At 46.5% G+C, this 23,542-nt stretch carries 18 protein-coding genes; 15 read left to right on the forward strand and 3 right to left on the reverse strand.

Annotation, left to right across the window (positions count from 1 at the left end):
• Positions 1-56: 56 nt before the first annotated feature.
• Positions 57-1,097, reverse strand: coding sequence for a fucose 4-O-acetylase (locus tag NST25_RS08070; RefSeq protein WP_339190213.1), 1,041 nt, complete (start codon positions 1,095-1,097; stop codon positions 57-59).
• Between the two features lie 193 nt (positions 1,098-1,290).
• On the opposite strand from NST25_RS08070, the gene NST25_RS08075 reads away from it, so the two are divergent.
• From NST25_RS08075 to mgrA, 4 genes are all read left to right on the forward strand, one after another.
• Entirely contained in the window at positions 1,291-2,034 is a 744-nt protein-coding gene (locus NST25_RS08075) for an alpha/beta hydrolase (RefSeq protein WP_076126350.1), read from the forward strand.
• A gap of 34 nt (positions 2,035-2,068) precedes the next feature.
• Entirely contained in the window at positions 2,069-2,833 is a 765-nt protein-coding gene (locus tag NST25_RS08080) for an HAD-IA family hydrolase (RefSeq protein WP_036680986.1), read from the forward strand.
• 34 nt (positions 2,834-2,867) lie between these two features.
• A complete protein-coding gene (locus NST25_RS08085; protein ID WP_076192851.1) occupies positions 2,868-3,608 on the forward strand; it encodes an NAD-dependent protein deacylase in 741 nt (246 codons plus the stop codon).
• A gap of 107 nt (positions 3,609-3,715) precedes the next feature.
• Positions 3,716-4,714, forward strand: coding sequence for an L-glyceraldehyde 3-phosphate reductase (mgrA, locus tag NST25_RS08090; protein WP_076126356.1), 999 nt, complete (start codon positions 3,716-3,718; stop codon positions 4,712-4,714).
• A gap of 86 nt (positions 4,715-4,800) precedes the next feature.
• Here the strand turns inward: mgrA and NST25_RS08095 are convergent, their stop codons facing one another.
• Positions 4,801-5,667 carry an AraC family transcriptional regulator gene (locus NST25_RS08095; protein ID WP_076126358.1) on the reverse strand — a complete coding sequence of 289 codons (867 nt, stop codon included), beginning with the start codon at positions 5,665-5,667 and terminating at the stop codon, positions 4,801-4,803.
• 218 nt (positions 5,668-5,885) lie between these two features.
• On the opposite strand from NST25_RS08095, the gene NST25_RS08100 reads away from it, so the two are divergent.
• From NST25_RS08100 to NST25_RS08115, 4 genes are all read left to right on the forward strand, one after another.
• Positions 5,886-7,061 (forward strand): galactokinase, encoded by a 1,176-nt coding sequence (locus NST25_RS08100; protein ID WP_076126360.1) that lies wholly within the window; start codon positions 5,886-5,888, stop codon positions 7,059-7,061.
• 4 nt (positions 7,062-7,065) lie between these two features.
• Entirely contained in the window at positions 7,066-8,052 is a 987-nt protein-coding gene (gene galE / locus NST25_RS08105) for a UDP-glucose 4-epimerase GalE (protein ID WP_076126362.1), read from the forward strand.
• A 54-nt stretch (positions 8,053-8,106) separates the two neighbouring features.
• On the forward strand, positions 8,107-9,687 hold the full coding sequence (locus NST25_RS08110) for a UDP-glucose--hexose-1-phosphate uridylyltransferase (RefSeq protein ID WP_340393739.1): 1,581 nt from the start codon (positions 8,107-8,109) through the stop codon (positions 9,685-9,687).
• 160 nt (positions 9,688-9,847) lie between these two features.
• Positions 9,848-11,011 carry an iron-containing alcohol dehydrogenase gene (locus NST25_RS08115; protein WP_076184697.1) on the forward strand — a complete coding sequence of 388 codons (1,164 nt, stop codon included), beginning with the start codon at positions 9,848-9,850 and terminating at the stop codon, positions 11,009-11,011.
• 151 nt (positions 11,012-11,162) lie between these two features.
• Here NST25_RS08115 and NST25_RS08120 read toward each other — a convergent pair whose 3' ends face one another.
• A complete protein-coding gene (locus tag NST25_RS08120) occupies positions 11,163-11,441 on the reverse strand; it encodes a hypothetical protein (RefSeq protein ID WP_340393741.1) in 279 nt (92 codons plus the stop codon).
• Positions 11,442-12,875: 1,434 nt separating this feature from the next.
• Here NST25_RS08120 and NST25_RS08125 point away from each other — a divergent pair.
• From NST25_RS08125 to pulA, 7 genes are all read left to right on the forward strand, one after another.
• Complete coding sequence (locus tag NST25_RS08125) at positions 12,876-13,412, forward strand: hypothetical protein (protein ID WP_042186148.1); 537 nt, start codon at positions 12,876-12,878, stop codon at positions 13,410-13,412.
• The gene (locus NST25_RS08130) at positions 13,412-15,013 is read left to right on the forward strand and encodes a flotillin family protein (RefSeq protein ID WP_076192841.1); all 1,602 of its coding nucleotides are present in this window, start codon (positions 13,412-13,414) and stop codon (positions 15,011-15,013) included. The genes NST25_RS08125 and NST25_RS08130 overlap by 1 nt, the downstream gene beginning before the upstream one ends.
• A 410-nt stretch (positions 15,014-15,423) precedes the next feature.
• Positions 15,424-16,302: a PRD domain-containing protein gene (locus NST25_RS08135; RefSeq protein ID WP_248547684.1), complete on the forward strand. Its 879-nt coding sequence runs from the start codon at positions 15,424-15,426 to the stop codon at positions 16,300-16,302.
• A gap of 265 nt (positions 16,303-16,567) precedes the next feature.
• Entirely contained in the window at positions 16,568-18,637 is a 2,070-nt protein-coding gene (ptsG, locus tag NST25_RS08140; protein WP_076135917.1) for a glucose-specific PTS transporter subunit IIBC, read from the forward strand.
• A 98-nt stretch (positions 18,638-18,735) separates the two neighbouring features.
• On the forward strand, positions 18,736-19,011 hold the full coding sequence (locus tag NST25_RS08145) for an HPr family phosphocarrier protein (RefSeq protein WP_076126374.1): 276 nt from the start codon (positions 18,736-18,738) through the stop codon (positions 19,009-19,011).
• Positions 19,004-20,716, forward strand: a complete 1,713-nt coding sequence (gene ptsP / locus NST25_RS08150) for a phosphoenolpyruvate--protein phosphotransferase (protein WP_076126376.1) — start codon at positions 19,004-19,006, stop codon at positions 20,714-20,716. Before NST25_RS08145 ends, ptsP begins: the two co-directional genes overlap by 8 nt.
• Positions 20,717-21,097: 381 nt before the next feature.
• Entirely contained in the window at positions 21,098-23,485 is a 2,388-nt protein-coding gene (pulA, locus tag NST25_RS08155) for a type I pullulanase (RefSeq protein WP_340393742.1), read from the forward strand.
• Positions 23,486-23,542: the final 57 nt, after the last annotated feature.

Raw genomic sequence — 23,542 nt, forward strand, 5'->3', positions numbered from 1 at the left:
GAAACGAATCTTCGTATCCAAGGAACCGCCTTGCTTTGTTTGTTCTGGATGTAAAGCTAGAGTGTGCGCCGTAGGGCGGCACGCTGAAGGGTGATCATCCAGTCAACGGACGGCTCAACCAGCGGGTGAAAGAGCCGTTTAACGGACGGCTGAGCCAGCAATACGGTGAATAATACGGCGGTGAGCAGCAGGACTACTGCCCCAGCAGCATTGCCAATATAGGTGTAAATCCCGGAAACGGCAGCCAGACGAACGATAAAACCATGAAGCAGGAAAACATACAACGTGCGGCGCCCCCAGTCGGTCATGCGGCTCGCTCCGTAAGGTACGAGGCCGAGGAAAGCGAGTGAAGCGACAATTTGTAGTCCGTACAGTCCCAGACGGTATACGCCTGCATACCATACATTGGCATCAATCTGCATATAGGTCATGCTGCCATATAACCAGCCAAAGGGAAATCCTGCCCCCCATGCGGCCATGATGGCAAGGAGTAGAATGGAGGCGGCTGCTGCAAAGATTTTGATATATTTCTGATAGAGCTTGACGAAGGTTTCGAAGGAGAAATGATAGCCGATAATGAAAAAAGGCAAATATACAAAGGTACGGCTGATGCTAAACCATACACCGTCCAACTGGAGATATCCGACAGCCACCCCCGCTGTTACAGCGAAGAGGAGCTTAGCGGTTATGGACCATCTGCTCATACCGAGCATCAGGAGGCGCCAGCAGGCATGACTGGCCAGAAACCATAGGAGCAGATAGGGTGCGAAAATGGAATGCTGGATGTTGCTTACATGAAAGAGGGAAACGTCGAGTGCGGAATATAAGCTTTGAAAAATGAGGTATTGCAATCCAATTTGCAGCAGCATTTTGCGGCCGGTAGTTCCGGCAAGGCTTTTTCTGGCGAAATAGCCGGTCACCAGTACGAACAGCGGCATGTGAAAGCTGAAAATCCACATATATAATCCGTGTATTCCGCTCATTTTGTTAATCAGAGGTTCAATTGCATTACCGGCAAAAACAGTGATAATAAGCATAAAACGCAGGTTGAGAAAAAAGGTTTCTCCGCGCGTTTCCAGCGAGTTTTCCCCTACCATGATTTAGCCTCCAAATTATGCTGTATGCAAATTAATTTAATTTTAAAATACTAGATTTTCTTTGATTTAATTGTGAATTAAGTCACAATAGAAAGCGTTATCATGTGTGCGAAATGTGGCGATGTGTTGAAGGTTGTTAGAATAGAGGGATTCCACTATAATTTTTATATGCATTAACATCTGGGAGTGGAACATGTTGAAGAGAAGAATAACTAAGCGTCGCGTCGCTATTTTTGTATTGATTATTTTAGTGGTAGCCGGGTTGCTGATATGGAAGTATTTAACGCCATATGCACCGGCTCAAGAAGCCGAAACCGCACTGATTTCAAGTGGTGGAGTTACCGTCGAACAGAATGATAATTGGATCTCGTTCGAACCTTCCATTACTAAGGGCGCCTCGATTATATTTTATCCTGGGGCTTTGGTTAAACCGGAAGCTTACTCCCCTCTTGCGAAGAGCGTCGCTGCTGCAGGGCATCCCTTCTACATCGCCAAAATGCCGTTTAATTTAGCCGTAACGAAGGGGGATGCCGCAGAAGAGATTATTCGTGTGCATCCGAAGCAATCTTTTGTGCTGGGTGGACATTCACTTGGGGGTGTCATGGCCTCGCGTTACGCAATTGAGCATACGGACCAGCTGGAAGGTGTATTTTTCTTAGCCTCTTATCCAGATGAAAAGGGAAGTCTGCGAGAGACTACTTTGTCAGTGTTATCGGTTGTGGGTACTGAGGATCAAGTGATTGACAGAGACAGCTACAACAAAGGGCGCTCCTATCTGCCAGATAATACAGTTTATAGTTCAATTATAGGTGGGAATCATGCGCAATTTGGCAGCTACGGGCCTCAGAAGGGGGACGGCGAAGCCACAATATCCGAGGAAGAACAGCAGAGTCGCACAGTAAGTGCCCTGTTGGATTGGCTGGGAAATCTGAGGTAGTTACGGGTCATTCAACAGAGGGAGGAAACAATTCATGCCAGTATTACACATTAACGATGAATGCGTTCCCTGCTCCGGAATATTGTTTGATAAAGACGGGACGTTACTCGATCTATTAGCCACCTGGGGGAATTGGGCGGAGCTTGTGCTGCGTGGACTGGAAGATCAACTCGCGATCATGGGAGCGGGATTTATTGTAGAGCGCAGCAAGGTGCTGGGTACGCAACATGATCCGCAAGGGAAGTTAATAGGGTACGACCCGGCGGGGCCGCTTACCATGGCTACAGAAGAAGAAAGTTACGGTGTACTCGCATGGCAGCTATATGCAGCAGGAGTTCCTTGGAATGAAGCGCTGACCCGTGTGAAAAGCATAACTAAAAACGCGATGTATGAATTACGCCGACGCCGTATGGCACAGCCTTTAGCGGGACTTCATTCTTTTTTGGAGCAATGCTCTGCGGCATCGCTTAAGCTTGGCGTGGTTACCTCCGACGGGGCAAAGACCACCGGAGAGCATTTGGAATGGCTTAATGTGGCAGGCTATTTTGATTCGGTAGTTACTAGGGACAGAGTAAAAAACGGAAAACCAGCTCCTGAAATGGCTGAATTGGCCTGCCGGGAGTTAGGGCTTTCGCCTGAAGAGACGATTATTATTGGGGACAGTAATGCCGATATGCAATTAGGTAAAGGTGCAGGGCTTCGCCTCGCAATTGGGATTTCCGCCAGTGGTGATGGGGAGCACCTTATAGATGCAGATGTAATCATTTCCGGTTTCAATGAGCTTCGGATCACTTACTGATCAGCTAATAAAAGGAAAGGATGTGCTACTTAGCATGGATCAATTGCAGACACTTGCTTCTTGGATCAAAGAAAGTGACAATATCGTTTTTTTCGGAGGGGCGGGTACGTCTACAGAGAGTGGAATTCCTGATTTCCGCTCCGCAGCTGGATTATATCAAACTCAGCACAATTCACCTTATCCACCTGAAGTGATGCTGAGCCGCACTTTTTTTATGTCCTCACCGGACATTTTTTTTGATTTTTACCGCAGTAAAATGATTCATCCAGAGGCCCGTCCGAATGGTGCGCATCAGCTACTAGCGGAGTTGGAACAGCAGGGGAAGCTGAAAGCGGTGATTACGCAAAATATTGACGGCCTGCACCAGCAGGCGGGTAGCCGTAGTGTCCTTGAGCTGCATGGTTCGATCCATCGCAACTATTGTATGGACTGCTCACGGTATTACGGGCTGGATCAACTGCTGGAAATGACTGAGATCGTTCCTCACTGCCCGGAATGTGGCGGAATTATCAAGCCGGATGTGGTTTTATATGAAGAAGAATTGGATCACTCCGTGCTTATGGGCTCTGTAGCAGCGATTGCCTCTGCAGATATGCTTATTATTGGTGGAACCTCGCTAACGGTTCAACCTGCGGCCAGTCTGGTGACTTACTTCCGGGGCAAACGTACGGTGCTGCTGAACGGAGATCCCACACCTTATGATGATCAGGCGGATCTGCTGATTACAGATCGAATTGGAAAAGTAATGGGCAGTGTCAAGGATCTATTAAGCTAGAAGGAAAAAGCTGTCCTTTGGTTTCTCTTGCCAGATTATTATTACGCTCAGAAGTTTAAAGATAAGGTAGGCTCACAACAGCGTGTAATGAGAGGCAGGGATAAGCAATGGTATATGTAGCAGACGATAAACGGTATGACAACATGCGTTATAATCGTTGCGGGAACTCAGGTCTCAAGCTCCCAGCAATCTCATTAGGATTATGGCAGAATTTTGGTGGGATCGATAATTACGAGAACGGCAGAGAAATGATCACTCGTGCTTTTGATCTTGGAATTACCCATTTTGATCTGGCCAACAACTATGGTCCACCAGCTGGTTCAGCAGAAGAGCTGTTCGGTAAAGTTCTTGCCAATGATATGTATCCTTATCGTGATGAAATAGTGATTTCTACAAAAGCAGGGTATAACATGTGGCCCGGCCCTTATGGGGAATGGGGTTCACGTAAATATATGCTGGCTAGTCTGGATCAGAGCCTGAAGCGGCTAGGCCTAGATTATGTTGATATTTATTACTCTCATCGTCCAGACCCGGAAACACCGCTTGAAGAAACCATGCAGGCGCTGGATTATGCGGTACGTTCTGGCAAAGCTTTATATATAGGACTATCCAACTATAATGCGGAGCAGACGGCTGAAGCCCTCAGTATTCTAAAAAGCCTGGGCACACCGCTCTTAATCCATCAGCCTAGTTATTCTATGCTCGATCGTTGGATTGAGGGTGGCTTACAGGATGTACTGGAACATAGTGGTGTAGGAAGCATCGCTTTTACACCCTTGGCTGAAGGCTTGTTAACCAACAAATATTTGAATGGTATTCCAGAAGGGTCAAGAGCTGCCAAGCCGTCTGCCGCCTTGAATGAGAGCCGGATTACACCGGAGGTGCAGCGGAGGATTCGCGCACTTAATCAGCTTGCGGTTTCGCGAGGACAGAGTCTGGCTCAGTTTGCACTGGCTTGGACACTCCGGGGTGGCAAGGTTACTTCTGCCCTAATTGGAGCAAGCAGAGTGGATCAGATTGAAGAGAATATAGCTGCTTTAGCTAATCCTGATTTCAGTCCGGAGGAGTTAGAGCGGATTGAAACGATTCTAAAGACAGAACTATAGCATATTGAACACAGTAACAGCCCGGTTCCTTACGTTAAGGAAGGCGGGCTGTTGTTGTATAGTGGATTTATGGATTAAAGGGCAGACTAACGTTCAGGTTTCTCTGCTTGTCTCGTTGTAGTCATCCGGTAAGCCGTCGGTGACTGGGCACAAAACCGTTTGAATTGGCGAGAGAAGTATAAAGCATCGGTGAGCCCCACAGATGCTGCTACCTGTTCCACGGACAGCTCCGGTCGTTCACGCAGCAGTTGTCTGGACTTTTCAATCCGCAGCTTCAGCAAGTAGGTCACCGGAGATAATCCGGTCTCTTGCTTAAATACACGGGACAGGTAGGCTCGATTATAACCCAACGTATCACACATTTGTTCAATAGAGACCGGGTGCGCATATTGAGAAGCCATGTAGTGGATCATTTGCTTCACAGTACGCTTAACCTGTGATTCTGCGCCGGGCAGACGGGAGAAGGAAGAGAGCAAATCAGCTGCTTCGCCGACAATGAGATAGAGATAGCCAAGCGAAGTCAGATGGGCACTCTCTTTGTTGGCGTTGAAGGCTTGCATGATGCTGGACAGGGCACCTGGAATGAGGCTTTCACCTGTTGTAGTCACCACAGGCTGTTGTGGTGTGAACCCTGTCTGCAGCACCAGATCGTCAGCTTCGCTGCCAGTAAAAGCTGCCCAGCGATAGCACCAGGGCTGGTCTTTATCCGAGACGTAACTGACTAATTGTCCCGGATGGATCAAGAAGCAGTCCCCTTTACCCAACTCATATTTATGATGTTCTGTACGGAAAACGCCCGATCCAGATTCTATGAAATGCAGCAGATAATAATCATAGATCTTGGGTCCAGCTTGATGCATGGGCAGGGTCTGACTCTGGCCGGCAAACAGTACATGAAGGTTCTGTTTATCGTAATACACTGGATTGGATCCTACGGAATAAGTATGCTCCATTTGGGACAGCCTTTCTTGTGTTAATGTCATTTAATGGCTTATAGTTTAGAGAGTAACAGTAATATATGTAATTATTATATTATGGGAAGTCACATTTATCCATACATTACACACATGATTGCATTATCAGAGGATGAATGAATCTATTATAATGAGTACATAAAGAACGCTTTACTAATTCCCACTGGCTGAAGCAGCGAAAGGATGGAGTGGCATTAATGAGCATACAGGAACTTAATAACAAATTTATTGAAAAATATGGGGTGAGCGGGGAAGAGGCTAAGGTGTTTTATGCACCAGGTCGTGTCAATCTCATCGGAGAGCACTTGGATTATAACGGCGGGTATGTACTTCCCGCAGCTTTGGAATTCGGTACAACGCTGATTGTGCGTCCACGTAGTGACAGCAAAGTGAATTTTGCATCAACTAATTTTCCTTACGAAGCTTCTATTGATTATAGCGAAATTGGCAAGGCCAAAACGGGTGAATGGATTGACTATCCGATTGGGGTAATGGTTGAGCTGGATAAGAAAAGCACACCAGTATCCAAAGGGTACGATCTGCTGTTCCATGGCGATATTCCGAATGGAGCAGGCTTGTCCTCCTCGGCCTCTCTTGAAGTCGTTACTGCTTATGCGTTCCTGACTCTCGAAGGTGGCGATACAGACACTGTTGAGATTGCACTTTTGTCCCAGCGTGCTGAGAACCAGTACGTAGGTGTAAACTCCGGAATTATGGATCAGTTCGCAGTTGCTAACGGCAAACGCGATCATGCGATCCTGCTGATGTGCGACACACTTGAGTACAATTTGGTACCGTTCATCACAGGTTCATACAAATTGGTTATCGGCAACACGAACAAACGCAGAGGGCTTGTAGATTCCAAGTACAATGAACGCCGTCAGCAGTGTGATGAGGCATTGGCTATTTTGCAAAAAGAAGTGCCTTCACTAGCTTATCTGGCACAGCTTAATCGTGAACAGTTCGAAGCACATCAAGATAAAATCACAGACGAAATTGTAAGACGCCGCGCTCGCCATGTTGTGGAAGAGAATCAACGCGTGCTAGATTCCGTTGAGGTATTAAAAAACAATGATCTGAAGCAGTTTGGACAGTTCATGAATGATTCGCATGCATCCTTGCGCGATTTGTATGAAGTTAGCTGTGCAGAGCTTGATATTATGGTTGAAGAAGCTGGGCGCATCCCAGGTACACTCGGTTCCCGTATGACTGGCGCGGGTTTCGGAGGCTGTACAGTATCTTTGGTACATGAAGATGATATAGAACGTTTTATTCGTGAAGTTGGTGAAGCCTATACCACAAGATCTGGTTTGGTTGGCGAGTTCTACGTTTGCGGCATCGGTAATGGTGTCCAAGAATTGAAGGGAGTGTAATCAGATGGCGATTTTAGTAACAGGTGGAGCAGGGTATATTGGGTCTCATACTGTAGCGGAGCTGCTGGATCGTGGCGAAGAAGTGGTGGTCCTCGACAATCTGCTAACAGGGCATCGTGAGGCGTTGCTGGGTGGCAAGCTGTACGAAGGTGATCTGCGTGATAAAGAACTGCTGGGTAAGCTGTTCGCTGAAAATGAGATTGAAGCGGTTATCCATTTTGCTGCAAGCTCTTTGGTCGGAGAAAGCATGAAGGACCCTGTAAAATATTACGACAACAACGTATATGGTACACAGTGTCTTCTAGAAGCTATGCAAAAAGCGGGCGTGAACAAGATCGTATTCTCGTCCACAGCCGCAACCTACGGCGAACCGGAAAAGGTGCCGATTGAAGAAACAGACCGCACTGAACCAGCCAATGTGTATGGAGAAACTAAGTTGACCATGGAACGGATGATGGCTTGGTTTGATAAAGTACTGGGCATCAAATACGTAGCATTGCGTTACTTCAATGCAGCTGGTGCACATGCCAGTGGCAAAATCGGTGAAGACCATCGTCCAGAAAGTCATTTGGTGCCGCTGGTATTGCAAACGGCCTTGAAGCAACGTGACAGTATCGCAGTTTTCGGAGATGACTATCCTACAGAAGACGGTACTTGTGTGCGCGACTACATCCATGTCAGCGATCTGGCTGACGCCCATGTTCGTGCGGTAACTTACCTGCGCAGCGGAAGCAGCAGCAATATTTTCAACCTGGGCAATGGACTTGGATTCTCGGTAAAACAGGTGATTGAAACGGCGAAGAAGGTTACTGGACTTGAAATTCCTGTAGTCATTCAAGAACGCCGTGCCGGCGATCCGGCTGTGCTGGTAGCTTCCTCTGACAAAGCGCGTAGCGTCCTTGGATGGAACCCGCAGCATGCAGATTTGGAAGATATCATTCAAAGTGCATGGAACTGGCACTCTGCCAATCCGCAAGGATACGGAGAATAAGGGACTTTAGGTTAGCTTATCTTGAACTTGAGACCCTACTTAAGGAGAATTAAAATGCACAACGAGAATAAGATTTCACCTGCTGGCCAGAAAGCATTACATGCGATTGAGCAGCTTGTTCTGTTCGCACTGCGCCAGCAGCTTATAGCTCCATCCGATGAAGATTATAGCCGTAATGTGCTGCTCGAACAGTTCGGTTTCAGTGAGCCGCATGTAGGTGACATCGATCAAAGTCCATTGGAAGGGCCGCAGGCTCCACTCGATGCACTGATTGATTATGGTTTTGATATCGGATTGATCCCAGAGAATAGTGACACTTACCGTGACTTGCTGGATGCCAAGATTATGGGACTTCTCATGGCCCGTCCTTCGGATGTAAATGCTGAGTTCTATAGTCTGACCGCTGAAAAAGGCATCTCCGCGGCTACAGATCGTTTTTATAAATTGAGCATTGATTCGAACTATATTCGGATGGATCGGATCTCGAAGAATGTCTACTGGCTGCAGGATTCGCCGTACGGAGACATTGAAATGACGATCAATTTGTCCAAGCCTGAGAAAAATCCGAAGGAAATCGCAATGGCTCGGCTGCTCCCGCCGCCAGTCTATCCGAAATGTCTGCTGTGCCGTGAGAATGTAGGTTATGCCGGACGGATCAATCATCCGCCACGCCAGAACTTGCGTATCATTCCGCTTAACCTGAATAATGAAAAATGGTTCTTCCAATACTCGCCATATGTTTACTACAATGAGCACTGTATTGTATTCCATCATGATCATGTGCCAATGAAGCTTACCAAGGATACCTTGAAGCGGCTGCTTAGCTTCGTGGAATCATTCCCGCATTATTTTATTGGCTCCAATGCAGACTTACCGATTGTTGGCGGCTCTATTCTGACGCATGACCATTTTCAGGGCGGACGCCACACATTCCCGATTCAAAAAGCGCCTAAGGAAGATACATTTACACATGCTTCTTATCCGGGTGTCAGCATTAATATCGTAAAATGGCCGATGTCCGTATTACGTTTAAATGGAGAAGATCCTGCGGTTCTATTGGAATGCGGAAATGCGCTTTATGAAGCTTGGAAAGCCTACAGCGATCCAGAGGCTGAAGTGCTAGCCTTTAGTGAGGTTGACGGTGAAGTACAACCTCATAATACCGTTACTCCTATCGTCCGCCGGGCCGAGGACGGCAGCTTCGAGATGGATCTTGTGCTGCGGAATAACCGGACTAATGAGCAATATCCTGAAGGGATTTTTCATCCGCACCGGGAAATGCATCATATCAAGAAAGAAAACATCGGCTTGATCGAAGTTATGGGACTGGCGATTCTGCCGGGCCGTTTGAAGGAAGAACTCGATTCCATCGCAGGTATTCTTGCAGGAGATCAAGCGCTGTTAGAAGCGGTGAAGAATGACCCTAGTCATTCTCTTGCGCAGCATGCGGCTTGGATTCAGGAGCTGGTGGAGCGATTCGGAACTGCACTGCAACACGAGGAAGCGCTCAAGATTGTGCAGAACGAAGTTGGCATCAAGTTTACGCATATTCTTGAACACGCTGGCGTTTACAAACGGACTCCAGAAGGTCAAGCGGCTTTCCGCCGTTTCGTAACAAGCTTCGGCGCTTTGTAAGTGAGTTTGGATTTAAGGATGTCCTCAAGCCTATGGGCTTGGGGCATCTTTTTTTATTCGGAATGACGAAACGCAGCCACCTAATTTGAATGCAGGTAATCAGAGGTTTATAATACGAAGGAGTAAGACATTATGAATTAACTACTGGAGGTTTACACATATGCGTAAATTTGAATTTTATAATCCTACCAAGCTGATTTTTGGACAGGGTACCCTTGAAGCCTTGAAGACGGAGGTTCCTAAGTACGGTAAAAATGTGCTTTTGATGTACGGTGGCGGCAGTATCAAGCGCAGTGGTCTGTACGATAAAGTAGTTGCTGAGCTGAGTTCAATAGGCGCTACAGTGACTGAACTCTCTGGAGTAGAACCCAATCCACGTCTTTCCACAGTACATAAAGGCGTAGAGCTGTGCCGGGAGCATAATATTGACCTTGTTCTCGCAGTAGGGGGCGGAAGCGTATTGGACTGCGCAAAAGCTGTTGCTGTTGGAGCCAAATATGATGGTGATATGTGGGACTTTGTAGAGCGTAAAGCAGCGGCCCAAGACGCGCTTCCACTGGGTACAGTGCTGACAATGGCTGCTACGGGATCTGAAATGAATAACGGCTCCGTAATCACAAACGAGGTTACTAAGGAAAAAATGGGCTGGGGCAGCGTGCATGCCTACCCGGCATTCTCGATTCTTGATCCAGAGAACACTTTTTCTCTGCCACGTGATCAGACCGTTTATGGCATGGTGGACATCATGTCACATGTACTGGAGCACTATTTCCATACAGACGGCAATACACCGGTACAAGACGGGTTCTGTGAAACGTTGCTGCGCACTGTAATTGAAACCGCTCCGAAGCTTATCGAAGATCTGAATAACTACGAGCTGCGTGAGACCATTATGTACTGCGGTACGATGGCGCTTAACGGAATGGTCAGCATGGGTTTCGCCGGGGATTGGGCGACTCATAATATCGAGCATGCAGTGTCGGCTGTATACGATATTCCGCATGGCGGAGGTTTGGCGATTCTGTTCCCGCAATGGATGAAATATAATCTCAGCACAAACCCTGCGCGTTTCCGTCAGCTTGCAGTAAATGTGTTCGGAGTTGAACCTGCTGGCAAAACTGATGAAGAAATCGGGCTGGAGGGTATTGAGGCTCTGCGTAATTTCTGGGATTCCATCGGTGCGCCGAAGACGCTCGGAGATTATGATATTGATGACAGCGAGATCGGCAGTATGGCTGACAAGGCTGTTCGTTTCGGAGCATTTGGTAATTTCCGCAAGCTTGAGCGTGAAGATGTAGTTGAGATTTATAAAATGGCTTTGTAAGTAAATTCTTCTACGGAAAGAGACCATTTGTCTTTATTCTAGAAGTCGCAATAGAATGTCAAAGAAGCGAATCCTCCGTTATGGAGGATTCGCTTCTTTGTGTTTATGGTCTAGTGTGACTTGCTCCTCTTGCTATACTTTTCGGTCGTTCTCATCCCAAGGTTTCGCTGCCGGTGGCGAACCTCCGCTGCCGCTGGCGAACCTCCGCAGCCGCTGGCGTACCTCCGCTGCCGCTGGCCGTACCTCCGCTGCCGCTGGCGTACCTCCGCTGCCGCTGGCGTACCTCCGCTGCCGCTGGCGTACCTCCGCTGCCGCTGGCGAACCTCCGCTGCCGCTGGCGAACCTCCGCTGCCGCTGGCGAACCTCCGCTGCCGCTGGCGTACCTCCGCTGCCGCTGACCGCACCTTCGCTGCGGCTGACCGCACCTCACTGCCGCTGATCGCACCTCACTGCCGCTGATCGCACCTCATCAATCACTGTTCGCACCCGTAATCTAATCCGTCGACCGTCCTCGGGAGTCTTACGGACCTAGCTGACGTTATTTGCGAATTTTCAGCCTTTTGAGCAAGTTTTCGGACACCAGAGACTCTATTGCTTCGAAATGGTCTCATATTTGCTTATTTTCATGCCAATAGAGACTATGCGGTCCGATAGCATACCAAATGTCGGATAAATCGGCGAATAGGGTCTGCTGAGTCCGATGGGCCGAGGTGCGAAAGCAGCATAGCCTCTTCATATGCGCGAGAGTGTTACCCAACCAACTAGGGTTTGTAAGATCCCCACACGACTGATTCCTCTTCCAATGCACGCCTACCCTACGGACCCAGCTGACGTTATATGCGAATTTTCAGCCTTTTGAGCAAACTTTCGGACACCGGAGACACTATTGCTCCGAAATGGTCTTATATTTGCTGATTTTCATGCGAATAGGGGCTATGCGGTCCGATAGCATACCAAATGTCGGATAAATCGGCGAATAGGGTCTGTTGAGTCCGATAGGCCGAGGTGCTGAGGCGCCGAGGTGCGTAAGCAGCATAGCCTCTTCATACGCGCGAGAGTGTTACCTAACCAACTAGGGTTTGTATGATCCCCACACGACTGACTCCTCTACCAATATACGCCTACCCTACGGACCCAGCTGACGTTATATGCGAATTATCAGTGTTTTGAGCAAGTTTTCGGACGCCAGAGACACTATTGCTCCGAAATGGTCTTGTATTTGCTGGTTTTTATGCCAATAGGGGCTATGCGGTCCGATAGCATACCAAATGTCGGATAAATCGGCGAATAGGGTCTGCTGAGTCCGATGGGCCGAGGTGCGTAAGCAGCATAGCCTCTTCACACGCGCGAGAGTGTTACCTAACCAACTAGGGTTTGTAAGATCTCCTCACGACTGATTCCTCTACCAATACACGCCTACCCTACGGACCCAGCTGACGTTATTTGTGAATTTTCAGCCTTTTGAGCAAACTTTCGGACACCAGAGACACTATTGCTCCGAAAGGGTCTTATATTTGCTGGTTTTTATGCCAATAGGGACTATGCGGTCCGATAGCATACCAAATGTCGGATAAATCGGCGAATAGGGTCTGCTGAGTCCGATAGGCCGAGGTGCCGAGGCGCGAAAGCAACATAGCCTCTTCATATGCGCCAGAGTGTTACCAACAAAAATCCGCGCTCCCCCAACTATTGAACGGCCTTTAGGACAGCCCCAGCACATGTAATAAAATAGTGCCAATGTGAGCATGCTTATCCTCTGAATGGAACTTATTTGGGTGAATATCCAAAGATTGTGAAACCAAGGACCTACTTTGTACGTTTAATGTAATATGACAGTCCTGATTGAAGACAGGAGGAAACAAAAATGCAAACGCTGTATTTAGGCTGCTTGGCGCTAGGCGTCATATTTGCCATAGTCAGCGTCCTGGTGGGCGATGTGATCGGAGATGCCTTGCATGGGGTCTTTGATTTCGTATCCGTAGATTTTCTGAATCCCACCGTACTGGCAGGAGGAATAACCGTGTTCGGCGGAGCGGGCATTCTTCTAACCCGGTACAGCGCTCTGGAAGCTGGGGCGATCATTGCTTTGTCTTTGTTAGCCGCCGCTTTTTTGGGAGTACTTATGTATCTAGGGGTGGTTAAGCCCATGGAAAAAAGCGAAATGTCCAATGGTTTCTCAATGAGTGATCTGCCTGGCAAGATCGGGGAAATCACAATTCCTGTTCCCGCCACTGGTTATGGTGAGATTATGGTAAAGTTTGGCGCCGGCAATAGCCTGCATACGGCAGCAAGCTTTGATCATGAGCTGCTTCCGGCAGGGATTAAAGTTGTTGTAGTGGAGGTTAGAGAAGGCGTTGCATTGGTGTCAGAATTCGAAAAGAGAAGAGGAGTGGATCTTTAATGTTCGGTATTCCTGAGTATTTGTTAGTCCCTGCTGTTGTCGTTGCTGTCTTGTTTGTGCTAGGTATCGCATTCTGGGCACGTTACAAAACGGTTGGACCCGATGAAGGGATGATCGTAACGGGGTCGTTCTTGGGGAAAAATCATATTTCAGACGATGGTTCTGGTCGTAAAATAAAGATTGTACGCGGGGGCGGGGCCTTTATACTCCCAGTCTTTCAGAAGGCTGAATTTATGTCGCTTCTTTCTCATAAACTCGATGTGACGACCCCGGAAGTATACACCGAACAAGGGGTTCCGGTTATTGCCGACGGCGTAGCGATCATTAAAGTGGGTAGCTCAACGGAAGATGTGGCGACAGCTGCTGAGCAATTTATGGGCAAACCGATTGAAGCACTGAAGAGCGAAGCACAAGAAGTTCTTGAAGGTCATCTGCGGGCCATTCTCGGTTCGATGACCGTTGAGGAAGTATATCGTAACCGTGACCGCTTTGCGCAAGAGGTTCAAGGCGTGGCGGCGCGTGATCTTAAGAAAATGGGTCTGCAAATTGTTTCCTTTACCATCAAGGATGTGCGAGACAAACATGGATATCTAGAGGCACTAGGTAAACCGCGGATAGCTGCTGTGAAGCGGGATGCAGAGATCGCTGAAGCAGAAGCAGTGCGGGATGCGAGAATTCAAAAGGCAAACGCAGAAGAGCAAGGGCAAAAAGCTGAGCTGCTGCGGGATACGAATATTGCCGAAGCCTCCAAGGAAAACCAGCTTAAGGTGGCTGCGTTTAAACGGGATCAGGATACAGCGAAAGCGGAAGCCGATCAGGCTTATCATATTCAAGAGGCACGTGCAAAGCAGACCGTTGTTGAAGAACAGATGAAGGTTGAGCTGGTACGTAAGGAACGTGAAATCGATTTGCAAGCCAAAGAAATTCAAGTTCGCGAGAAGCAGTATGATGCTGAAGTGAAGAAAAAAGCAGAAGCGGATCGTTATGCAGTAGAGCAAGCGGCGGAAGCCGATAAGGCGAAGAGAATGCGTGAGGCAGATGCCTTGCAATATAGTATTGAAACGCAAGCTAAAGCGACATCTGAGCAGAAGCGTCTTGAAGGTCAAGCGATGGCGGATGCAGAGCTGGCTAAAGGTACAGCGGATGCTGAGGTTATCCGGTTGCGTGGTCTAGCGGAAGCAGAAGCCAAAGAGAAACTGGCGGAAGCTTTCCAGAAATTCGGCGAAGCAGCGGTGCTCGATATCATCGTCAAAATGCTGCCTGATTTGGCTGGCCAAATTGCGAAGCCGCTGGCATCTATTGATAAACTTACCGTTGTAGATACCGGTAACGGGGAAGGTGCAGCCCGGGTCAGCAATTATGTGACTCAGCTAATGTCCACCGCTCCAGAGATGTTGAAGAGCGTCTCAGGGATTGATGTAGAGGCACTGATCAAGGGGTTGACCTCTAAAGCTTCCGGAAGCAAAGGAGCATCAGTTACACCAGTCGCACAAGTCGCACCTGTTGCACCAGCTACACCTGCAACTTATATTCAGCCATCAGTAACATCTAGTACAGCCAGCGAGACTTTAACTTCTGTGCCTGAACAAAAGGAAAAATAGTTTAATGCAATTTATATTGATTTAATTTACTTAAGGTATGACTGGCAAAGCTGCTGGTCATACCTTAATCTTTATGTTTTGATCTGTTTTGATCTAAATTAGACAACATGATAAAAAGCTCCTGCGTTGACAGGTGATTTTTGATGAAGCTTATAGCTTATCGGCATCCCGTGGGAATTATTGTATATACAGACATCGACGCTTTCACTGGTGTTTAAAGATTTTTTCAGGTAAAATAAAAGCCTTTAAGGCTGTTCACTCTGATCTACTAGCTTAGTAAGGACACAGAGTGTTCTTCTAATATGCAATTCTTGGTGTTATGATGGTAGCAAAGCTTGTGTTCATCGTACGATTTCTTATTGCGTATGCTGCTGGAAGTTAGGTGTTTAGAAATAAAAGAGGTGTCAAAAATGAGTAGCATAACAGTGGCGAAGGTGTTGAATAACAACGTTATCATTGCCCAGCATCCTCAATATTCCGAGGTTGTAGTTATCGGTAAAGGGATAGGGTTTAACCGCAAGCTGCGTGATCAGATTAATCTATCCTCCGTGGAGAAGATGTTTATTCTTCGTAGCCAGGAGGAACAGGAACAATATAAACAGCTTCTTCCCCAAGTGGATGAGAAGTTGATTGAGGTCGTTCAAGAAATAGTATTACATATTATGCATTGTAGCCGTCAGCCGCTTAATGAGCATATTCACATTGCACTTACCGACCATATTTCCTTTGCTATCCGTCGTTTTGAACAAGATATCCCAATTCATAATCCATTTTTGTATGAAACTAAGGAGATTTATCCTGAGGAATATAAGATGGCAGAATATGCGATTGGACGGATCAATGAGGCTATGGGCGTGGAATTGCCGGTGGATGAGATAGGTTTTGTGGCTCTTCATATTGTCAGCGCACTTAGTAATAGGCAAATTTCCGAGGTTAGACAACATTCTCTCTTGATTGGAGAGCTGGTTGGATTAGTCGAGAATTATCTGGACTATCGAATCCCACGTGATTCACTTGATTACTCAAGACTGGTAACCCATCTGCGATTTGTTCTAGAAAGATTACGCCGTGGAGAGGCGGTACAAGAGACCTCAACCCTGGATGGACTAATGAAACGGGAGTATCCTGAGATGTATTCGTTGGCTTGGAAATTAACAAAAGTTATCGAACAGCGTGTGCGAATTCCTGTGTATCAAGCTGAGGTAAGTTATTTGACGATTCACCTGCAGCGTATTGCCCAGAAAAAAGTGGACGAACAAGATATGGACAAGAATGGTGAAGCTCCTTAAAGTGCAAAAGTTGTAACAAATCATGGTTTCAAAAAAAACGCTTGCTACTTAAAAAAAACGATGCTACAATGTTCACTGTCATCAACAAAACAGAATATCGAGCGTGTAACTGATTCGATCAGGCATGAGTGAATTACAGTATTTTGGTTGTTAACCCCCTTCTTGGGGCAATCTAACGATAGCGTTAGATTACAACTCCTATACTGTGTTGCTCATGCCTTTTTTGGCATCTGTTTTAGTGAAATTAATGAAAGGAGTAACCTAAATGTTTAAAAAGTTGTTTGGTGTTTTACAAAGAGTTGGTAAAGCTCTGATGCTTCCAGTAGCTATTCTGCCTGCGGCAGGTTTGCTTCTTGGAATAGGAAACATGCTGGTAAACCCAGACTTCCTGCAATATGTTCCAGCACTGGAGAACCATGTTGTTCAGGCTGTTGCCAACGTATTGATGAACTCAGGACAAATTGTATTTGATAATCTAGCCTTACTCTTCGCGGTGGGGGTTGCGATAGGTTTAGCCGGCGGTGAAGGTGTTGCGGGTCTAGCTGCCATTATCGGTTTCCTCGTAATGAACATTACGATGGGTACAGTTATTGGCGTTAATGATTACGTCCTGAGCCAAGGCGACTTCTCGTATGCCAGCGTATTAGGGATTCCAACACTGCAAACAGGGGTGTTTGGAGGTATACTCGTCGGGATATTGGCTTCGGCCATGTACAAGCGATTCTTCAAAATTGAGCTTCCTTCTTACCTGGGTTTCTTCGCAGGTAAACGTTTCGTACCGATCATGACGGCGGTAACAGCTCTAATCTTGGGCTTGTTACTAACAATAGTATGGCCACCTATTCAACATGGTCTGAACTATGTGTCACAAAGTATGATTGATACGAACAAAACGCTTGCAGCGTTTATCTTCGGAACGATCGAGCGTTCGCTCATTCCTTTTGGACTGCATCACATTTTCTACTCTCCATTCTGGTATGAATTTGGTACCTACGTTGATAAAGCTGGAGAATTGGTACGTGGTGACCAACGGATCTTCATGCAGCAGCTTCGCGATGGAGTAGACTTCACAGCAGGGACATTTACTACAGGTAAATATCCATTCATGATGTTTGGTCTTCCAGCAGCGGCTTTGGCTATCTATCATGAAGCTAAACCTCAGAATAAAAAGATCGTCGGAAGTTTGATGATTTCCGCGGCATTGACATCGTTCTTGACAGGGATTACTGAGCCGCTCGAATTCTCGTTCCTATTCGTGGCTCCATTGCTGTTCGCTGTACATGCTGTGTTTGCAGGTCTGTCCTTTATGACTATGCATATTCTGGATGTTAAAATCGGCATGACATTCTCGGGTGGCTTTATCGATTTTGTGCTCTTCGGTATTATCCCGAACCGTACAGCTTGGTGGCTGGTCATTCCGGTAGGTCTGGTCCTTGCCTTAATTTATTACTTCGGCTTCCGGTTTGTAATTCGGAAATTCAATCTTATGACACCGGGTCGTGAAGAAGATACGAATGAAGAAGAAGAAGTGAATACGGAGTCTGTCTCCAGAGCCGGTGATGATCTACCGCGGAACATTTTGTCCGCTCTAGGTGGTAAAGAAAACATCACTCATCTAGATGCTTGTATTACCCGCCTTCGTGTTGAAGTTAAAGATAAGGCAGGCGTAGACAAGAACCGTCTTAAGAAACTTGGTGCATCAGGTGTGCTCGAAGTGGGTAATAACGTTCAAGCGATTTTTGGCACACGTTCAGATACCATTAAATCGCAGATTCAAGATGTGATTAACGGAAAGACACCTGCGGCTTCAGCAGCTCCAGTAGTGGTTACTCCAGAGCCAGAAGAAGAACAACAGGCAGGTGAAGCTGGTGAAGCGATTATCAAGGAAGATATCGTATCTCCAGTAAACGGTGAATTGTTGGATATCACAGAGGTGCCAGATCCAGTATTCTCCCAAAAAATGACGGGCGACGGCTTCGCGTTCCTATCCGAAGATGGGAAGATTGCTTCACCGGTTTACGGTAAGGTATTTAACGTGTTCCCGAGCAAACATGCCATCGGTATTATGTCTGACGGAGGCAAGGAAGTGCTCGTTCATATTGGGGTTAATACGGTTAAGCTTAAAGGTCAAGGCTTCACGGTATTAGTTGAAGAGGGCGATCTTGTAGCGGCTGGACAACCGATTATGGAAGTGGATTTAGAGTATGTAAAAGCACATGCACCTTCTGTAATCTCACCTGTTATTTTCTCTAATTTACCAGAAGGCTCTTCTGTAACATTGAAGAAGCCGGGTAAGGTTTCTATAGGAGACCAAGACATCATTACGATTCAGTAAAAGTGCAAGGGCCGATGCTTCCTTGTTCATACAAGGAAGCGAAGCTTTCACTATAAATTTAAAATACTTTAATAACAGAAAGCGAGTTGGATAATATTATGCAAAAAACATTCAGAATTGTCGATGAAGATGGAATTCACGCACGTCCAGCAACTGCCTTGGTAAATACAGCAACAAAATTCAAAGGTACAGAAGCATATGCAGAAGCTAAAGGTAAAAAAGTAACTTTGAAATCCATTCTTGGCGTATTGTCATTGGGTCTTGAAGCTGGAGATACTTTGTCTTTGATTACTGAAGGAAGCGAAGAAGCAGAAGCTTTGAACGCTCTTCAAGAAGTAATGATTAAAGAAGGGCTAGGGGAAATCCATGAATAAGATTTCAGGAATCGCGGCTTCAGCAGGGATTGCAGTAGCCCGTGCTTTTATCCTGAAACATCCGGATTATACGATTACGAAGACAAGTATCAGTGATACTGAAGCAGAAGTCGCTAAGTTGAATGATGCACTCGCCAAATCAAGAGTGGAGCTGCAAACGATTAAAGAGCGTACTTTGGCAGAGCTGGGGGAGAAGAAGGCTGAGATTTTCGAATCACATCTGCTTATTCTTGATGACCCAGAGCTGATCAATCCTGTAATTGATAAAATCCGTGAGGAATCGGTTAACGCGGACTATGCGCTAAACGAAGTGGCTACGCAATTCATTGAGATGTTTGAAAATATGAAGAGTGCCTATCTGCAGGAACGTGCAGCTGATATGCGTGATGTTACCAAGCGCTTGCTGAACCACCTGCTGGGCATTCATTATGTAAGTCCTGCAGAAATCAGTGAAGAAGTAATCGTGATTGCTCAAGATCTAACACCATCGGATACAGCACAGCTTAATCGTAAGTTCGTTAAAGGCTTCACAACGAACATCGGTGGACGGACTTCTCACTCTGCAATTATGGCCCGTTCTTTGGAAATTCCAGCGGTTGTTGGAACTAAAACGGTTCTGTCAGAAGTGAATTCTGGCGATTTGGTGATTGTCGATGGTCTGAACGGAGACGTTCTGATCAATCCTAGCGAAGCTGAAGTGGCAGAGTACACTCGCAAGCAGGAAGCTTACGACTTGCAAATCGCAGAATGGAAGAAACTTCGCGACGAACCTACAGTATCAGCAGACGGTAAACATGTTGAGCTAGCTGCCAATATTGGTACACCAAATGATGTGAATGGTGTCATTGAGAATGGTGGCGAAGGTGTAGGTCTGTACCGCACTGAGTTCCTTTACATGGGTCGCGATAAGCTGCCTTCTGAGGAAATTCAATATAACGCCTACCGTACTGTACTTGAGAACATGAAGGGTAAGCCGGTAGTCGTACGTACCCTGGATATCGGTGGCGATAAAGAGCTGCCTTATCTTGACCTTCCGAAGGAAATGAATCCTTTCCTTGGTTTCCGTGCGATCCGTCTTTGCCTGGATCGTCAGGATATTTTCCGTACTCAATTACGCGCATTACTAAGAGCAAGTGTTCACGGGGATCTTCGCATTATGTTCCCTATGATAGCTACGCTTGGTGAATTCCGTGCTGCACGTGATCTTTTGCTCGAAGAGAAAGCTAAGCTTCGGGAAGAAGGTAAGGAAGTATCAGACAACATTCAGCTTGGCATAATGGTTGAGATTCCATCAACTGCTGTACTGGCTGACCAGTTTGCTAAGGAAGTTGATTTCTTCAGTATCGGTACGAATGATCTTATTCAATATACAATGGCTGCGGACCGTATGAATGAACAGGTATCTTACCTGTATCAGCCTTACAATCCAGCCATCCTGCGTTTGGTCAAAAATGTAATTGATGCAGCCCATGCAGAAGGTAAATGGACGGGGATGTGTGGTGAAATGGCTGGTGACGCAACAGCTATTCCGCTGCTACTGGGTCTTGGTCTCGACGAATTCAGCATGAGTGCAACTTCCATTTTGCCAGCGCGTAGTCAAATTTCTAAATTGTCGGCTGCCGACATGAAGGATTTGGCTGCAAAAGCGTTGCAGCTTGGCACGGCTGAAGAAGTCGCTGCGCTTGTTCAAAGTATCGCTAAGTAACTTTTTACGCATGCATTAATCCGTTTTAGCGTTCTACTGTTTTTCCAACTACTATTGCCGACTTCCGATGGCTGGAGGTCGGCTTTTTTATGTTTTTTAACCTATAATTTTCTGTAATTCGACCTCATTTACTGTTCACTGTTTATTTTCTTTATTGCGCAGATGTCTATACCGATAGTATTAGTAATGAGCATAAAGTCGATAAGGAACCCAAACCTATAAATATGTCGTACATATAATAGTAAGGATCCATAGAAAGTTTATACTCCATTTGCCGACTTGCAGCGCTGTGCAAGTATTAATATGAAATGAATTGGTAATATATGGACTTATAAGCAACCCCACAGGGTTAGGTGGGGAGCCATAGGATGGTGTTAATTCATGAGTAAAAATTATATAAATGCAGAATTGATGATGGAAGTCTACGAGGGCAAGGATTTAGGCTTGACGTATTCAACGGAGTACAGTGTATTTAAAGTCTGGGCACCTACGGCACTTGCTGTGTCCCTAGTACTGTACGAAACAGGTGGGCATCAACTGAATACTGAGTCACCTAAGAGTGCTATGGACAATGGACGTATTGTATATATGCAGCGTAGTAATGGTGGAGTCTGGCAGACCAAGTTATCAGGTGATCTAAAAGGGAAATATTATATGTACCGTGCTGTTTTTGCAGATGGCAATGTGACGGAAGCAGTAGATCCTTATGCAACAGCGGTATCTGCAAATGGTTTAAGATCAGCAATCGTTAATTTGCAGGATACGAATCCAGAACATTGGGATCAGGATGTAGCGCCTCCGTTACAGCATCCTGCCGACGCAGTGATTTATGAACTGCATGTTCGTGACTTCTCCTCACATGAGAGCTCAGGTATGCATTATAAGGGTAAATTCAAAGCATTTACCGAATTTGGATTAAAGGATTCGGCAGGAAATACAGTGGGGATTGATCATCTGGCTGAATTAGGGATTACCCATGTACATCTGATGCCGGTATTTGATTTTCAGACCGTGGATGAGCTGAAGGTGGTCAATCGGGGTTCCTCCATAGCTAATGTGGACTACAATTGGGGGTATGATCCCCAGCATTATAATGTACCTGAAGGATCTTACAGCACCGATCCTGCCAATCCTGGCTTGCGGATTCGTGAATTTAAAGAGATGGTGCAGGCCTTACACAGCCGCGGGATCGCGGTAATTATGGATGTCGTTTACAACCATACGTATGCTGTGGAGAATGGCCCCTTTGAGCCGCTTGTCCCAGATTATTTCTATCGCCGCGATTTTACGGGACGTTTGTCGAATGGCTCCGGGGTTGGCAATGAGCTGGCTACAGAACGTCCGATGGTCCGTAAATTTATTAAGGACTCCTTATCTTATTGGGCTTCGGAATATCATATGGATGGTTTCCGGTTTGATCTAATGGGACTGATGGACAGTGTTACCATGCGGGAGATTACCGAAGAGCTTCGGCTAGAAGTGAATCCGAATCTGTTGCTTTACGGTGAACCTTGGACGGGTGGAGATTCTCCGCTGGCCACTAAAACGCTAAAAGGTGTACAACGGGGCAAGGGCTATGCTGTCTTCAACGATAACTTCCGTTCAGCAATCAAAGGGGATAGTGATGGCTTCGGAAGAGGGTTCGTGACAGGCGAATACGGCAAAGAAGGTGCTATTGCAGCCGGAATTAAAGGAGCAATTCATGAGTTTACGGACTCGCCTGTGGAATCGGTGAACTATGTAACTGCCCATGATAATTTGAATTTATGGGATAAGATGCTTATCGTTCAAGGAGGGAGTCAGGAAGCTGATTTTCCGGTAATCGCTAACATGGATAACGAAGATCTGGAAGAGGCAGTGGCCCTTGCCAATCCATACGTGAATGTAGATCAGGAGAATATTCTCGGTAATGAAACTGTACGTCGATCCTTGCTTGCTAACGGAATGATTCTGACCTCGCAGGGGATTCCTTTCCTGCATGCAGGAGATGAGCTCCTGCGCAGTAAATTTGGAGATCATAACAGCTACCGCAGCGGTGATGCGGTCAACTCGATCCGCTGGAATATGAAAAGCGCATTTAAGCCCGTATTTCAATATTATAAAGGTCTGATCGAGCTGCGGCGTACACATCCGGCATTTCGTCTGCATGGCCGCCAGGAAATTGAACGCTCCTTAGAATTTCTGCGTTGTGATGGCGGAATAGTATCGTATCTGCTTAGAAGCCATGCAGGAGGCGATCTCTGGAACAATATTACCGTTGTCTTCAATGCTAATAATGACCGGATGTCGGTATCACTTCCTGAGGTTGCTGATAGTTGGAACGTAGTAGTAGACCATACCAGTGCCGGGATAGAAGCCATCCGCAGAATCGAAGGCAATGAGGTAGAGGTGGAAGGGTTGTCGATGATGGTCCTTTATGATGAATGTGGTGAGCCAGCCCCACGCTCTAAAATCATCGAAATACATTATGAACGCCCAGATCAGAATTACCAAGGCTGGAATCTTTGGGTTTGGGATACAGGAATCCAGGATGGACAATGCGATTTCCGTTATATGGAGAACGGGCGTGCAGTAGCCCGCATCGAAGTGCTGCCAGATACCCAAACTATCGGATATATTTTGCGGCTTAATGATTGGGAAGAAAAAGATGGGGACGGAGACCGTTTCATTGATTGTTCTACGAATGGAGAGTTAACCAAGGTCTTAGTTCGGGATCGTGATCAGGAGATTGACGAAATTTCAGAAGATCATCTTCGGTTAAGCAGTTAGAGGCCATACAAAAAAAGCTGTTTCAGGGTTGATTTTTCCTGAGACAGCTTTTTATTT

Origin of the sequence: Paenibacillus sp. FSL E2-0190 (assembly GCF_037992965.1) — a bacterium.
GTDB lineage: Bacteria > Bacillota > Bacilli > Paenibacillales > Paenibacillaceae > Paenibacillus_AQ > Paenibacillus_AQ odorifer.

Coding starts and splice junctions, on each gene's coding strand:
- NST25_RS08145 (WP_076126374.1), top strand. CDS start 18,736: ATGCAAAAAACATTCAGAATTGTCGATGAAGATGGAATTCACGCACGT.
- ptsP (WP_076126376.1), top strand. CDS start 19,004: ATGAATAAGATTTCAGGAATCGCGGCTTCAGCAGGGATTGCAGTAGCC.
- NST25_RS08080 (WP_036680986.1), top strand. CDS start 2,069: ATGCCAGTATTACACATTAACGATGAATGCGTTCCCTGCTCCGGAATA.
- NST25_RS08085 (WP_076192851.1), top strand. CDS start 2,868: ATGGATCAATTGCAGACACTTGCTTCTTGGATCAAAGAAAGTGACAAT.
- NST25_RS08135 (WP_248547684.1), top strand. CDS start 15,424: ATGAGTAGCATAACAGTGGCGAAGGTGTTGAATAACAACGTTATCATT.
- pulA (WP_340393742.1), top strand. CDS start 21,098: ATGAGTAAAAATTATATAAATGCAGAATTGATGATGGAAGTCTACGAG.
- NST25_RS08125 (WP_042186148.1), top strand. CDS start 12,876: ATGCAAACGCTGTATTTAGGCTGCTTGGCGCTAGGCGTCATATTTGCC.
- mgrA (WP_076126356.1), top strand. CDS start 3,716: ATGGTATATGTAGCAGACGATAAACGGTATGACAACATGCGTTATAAT.
- ptsG (WP_076135917.1), top strand. CDS start 16,568: ATGTTTAAAAAGTTGTTTGGTGTTTTACAAAGAGTTGGTAAAGCTCTG.
- NST25_RS08095 (WP_076126358.1), bottom strand. CDS start 5,667: ATGGAGCATACTTATTCCGTAGGATCCAATCCAGTGTATTACGATAAA.
- NST25_RS08075 (WP_076126350.1), top strand. CDS start 1,291: ATGTTGAAGAGAAGAATAACTAAGCGTCGCGTCGCTATTTTTGTATTG.
- galE (WP_076126362.1), top strand. CDS start 7,066: ATGGCGATTTTAGTAACAGGTGGAGCAGGGTATATTGGGTCTCATACT.
- NST25_RS08130 (WP_076192841.1), top strand. CDS start 13,412: ATGTTCGGTATTCCTGAGTATTTGTTAGTCCCTGCTGTTGTCGTTGCT.
- NST25_RS08110 (WP_340393739.1), top strand. CDS start 8,107: ATGCACAACGAGAATAAGATTTCACCTGCTGGCCAGAAAGCATTACAT.
- NST25_RS08070 (WP_339190213.1), bottom strand. CDS start 1,097: ATGGTAGGGGAAAACTCGCTGGAAACGCGCGGAGAAACCTTTTTTCTC.
- NST25_RS08100 (WP_076126360.1), top strand. CDS start 5,886: ATGAGCATACAGGAACTTAATAACAAATTTATTGAAAAATATGGGGTG.
- NST25_RS08115 (WP_076184697.1), top strand. CDS start 9,848: ATGCGTAAATTTGAATTTTATAATCCTACCAAGCTGATTTTTGGACAG.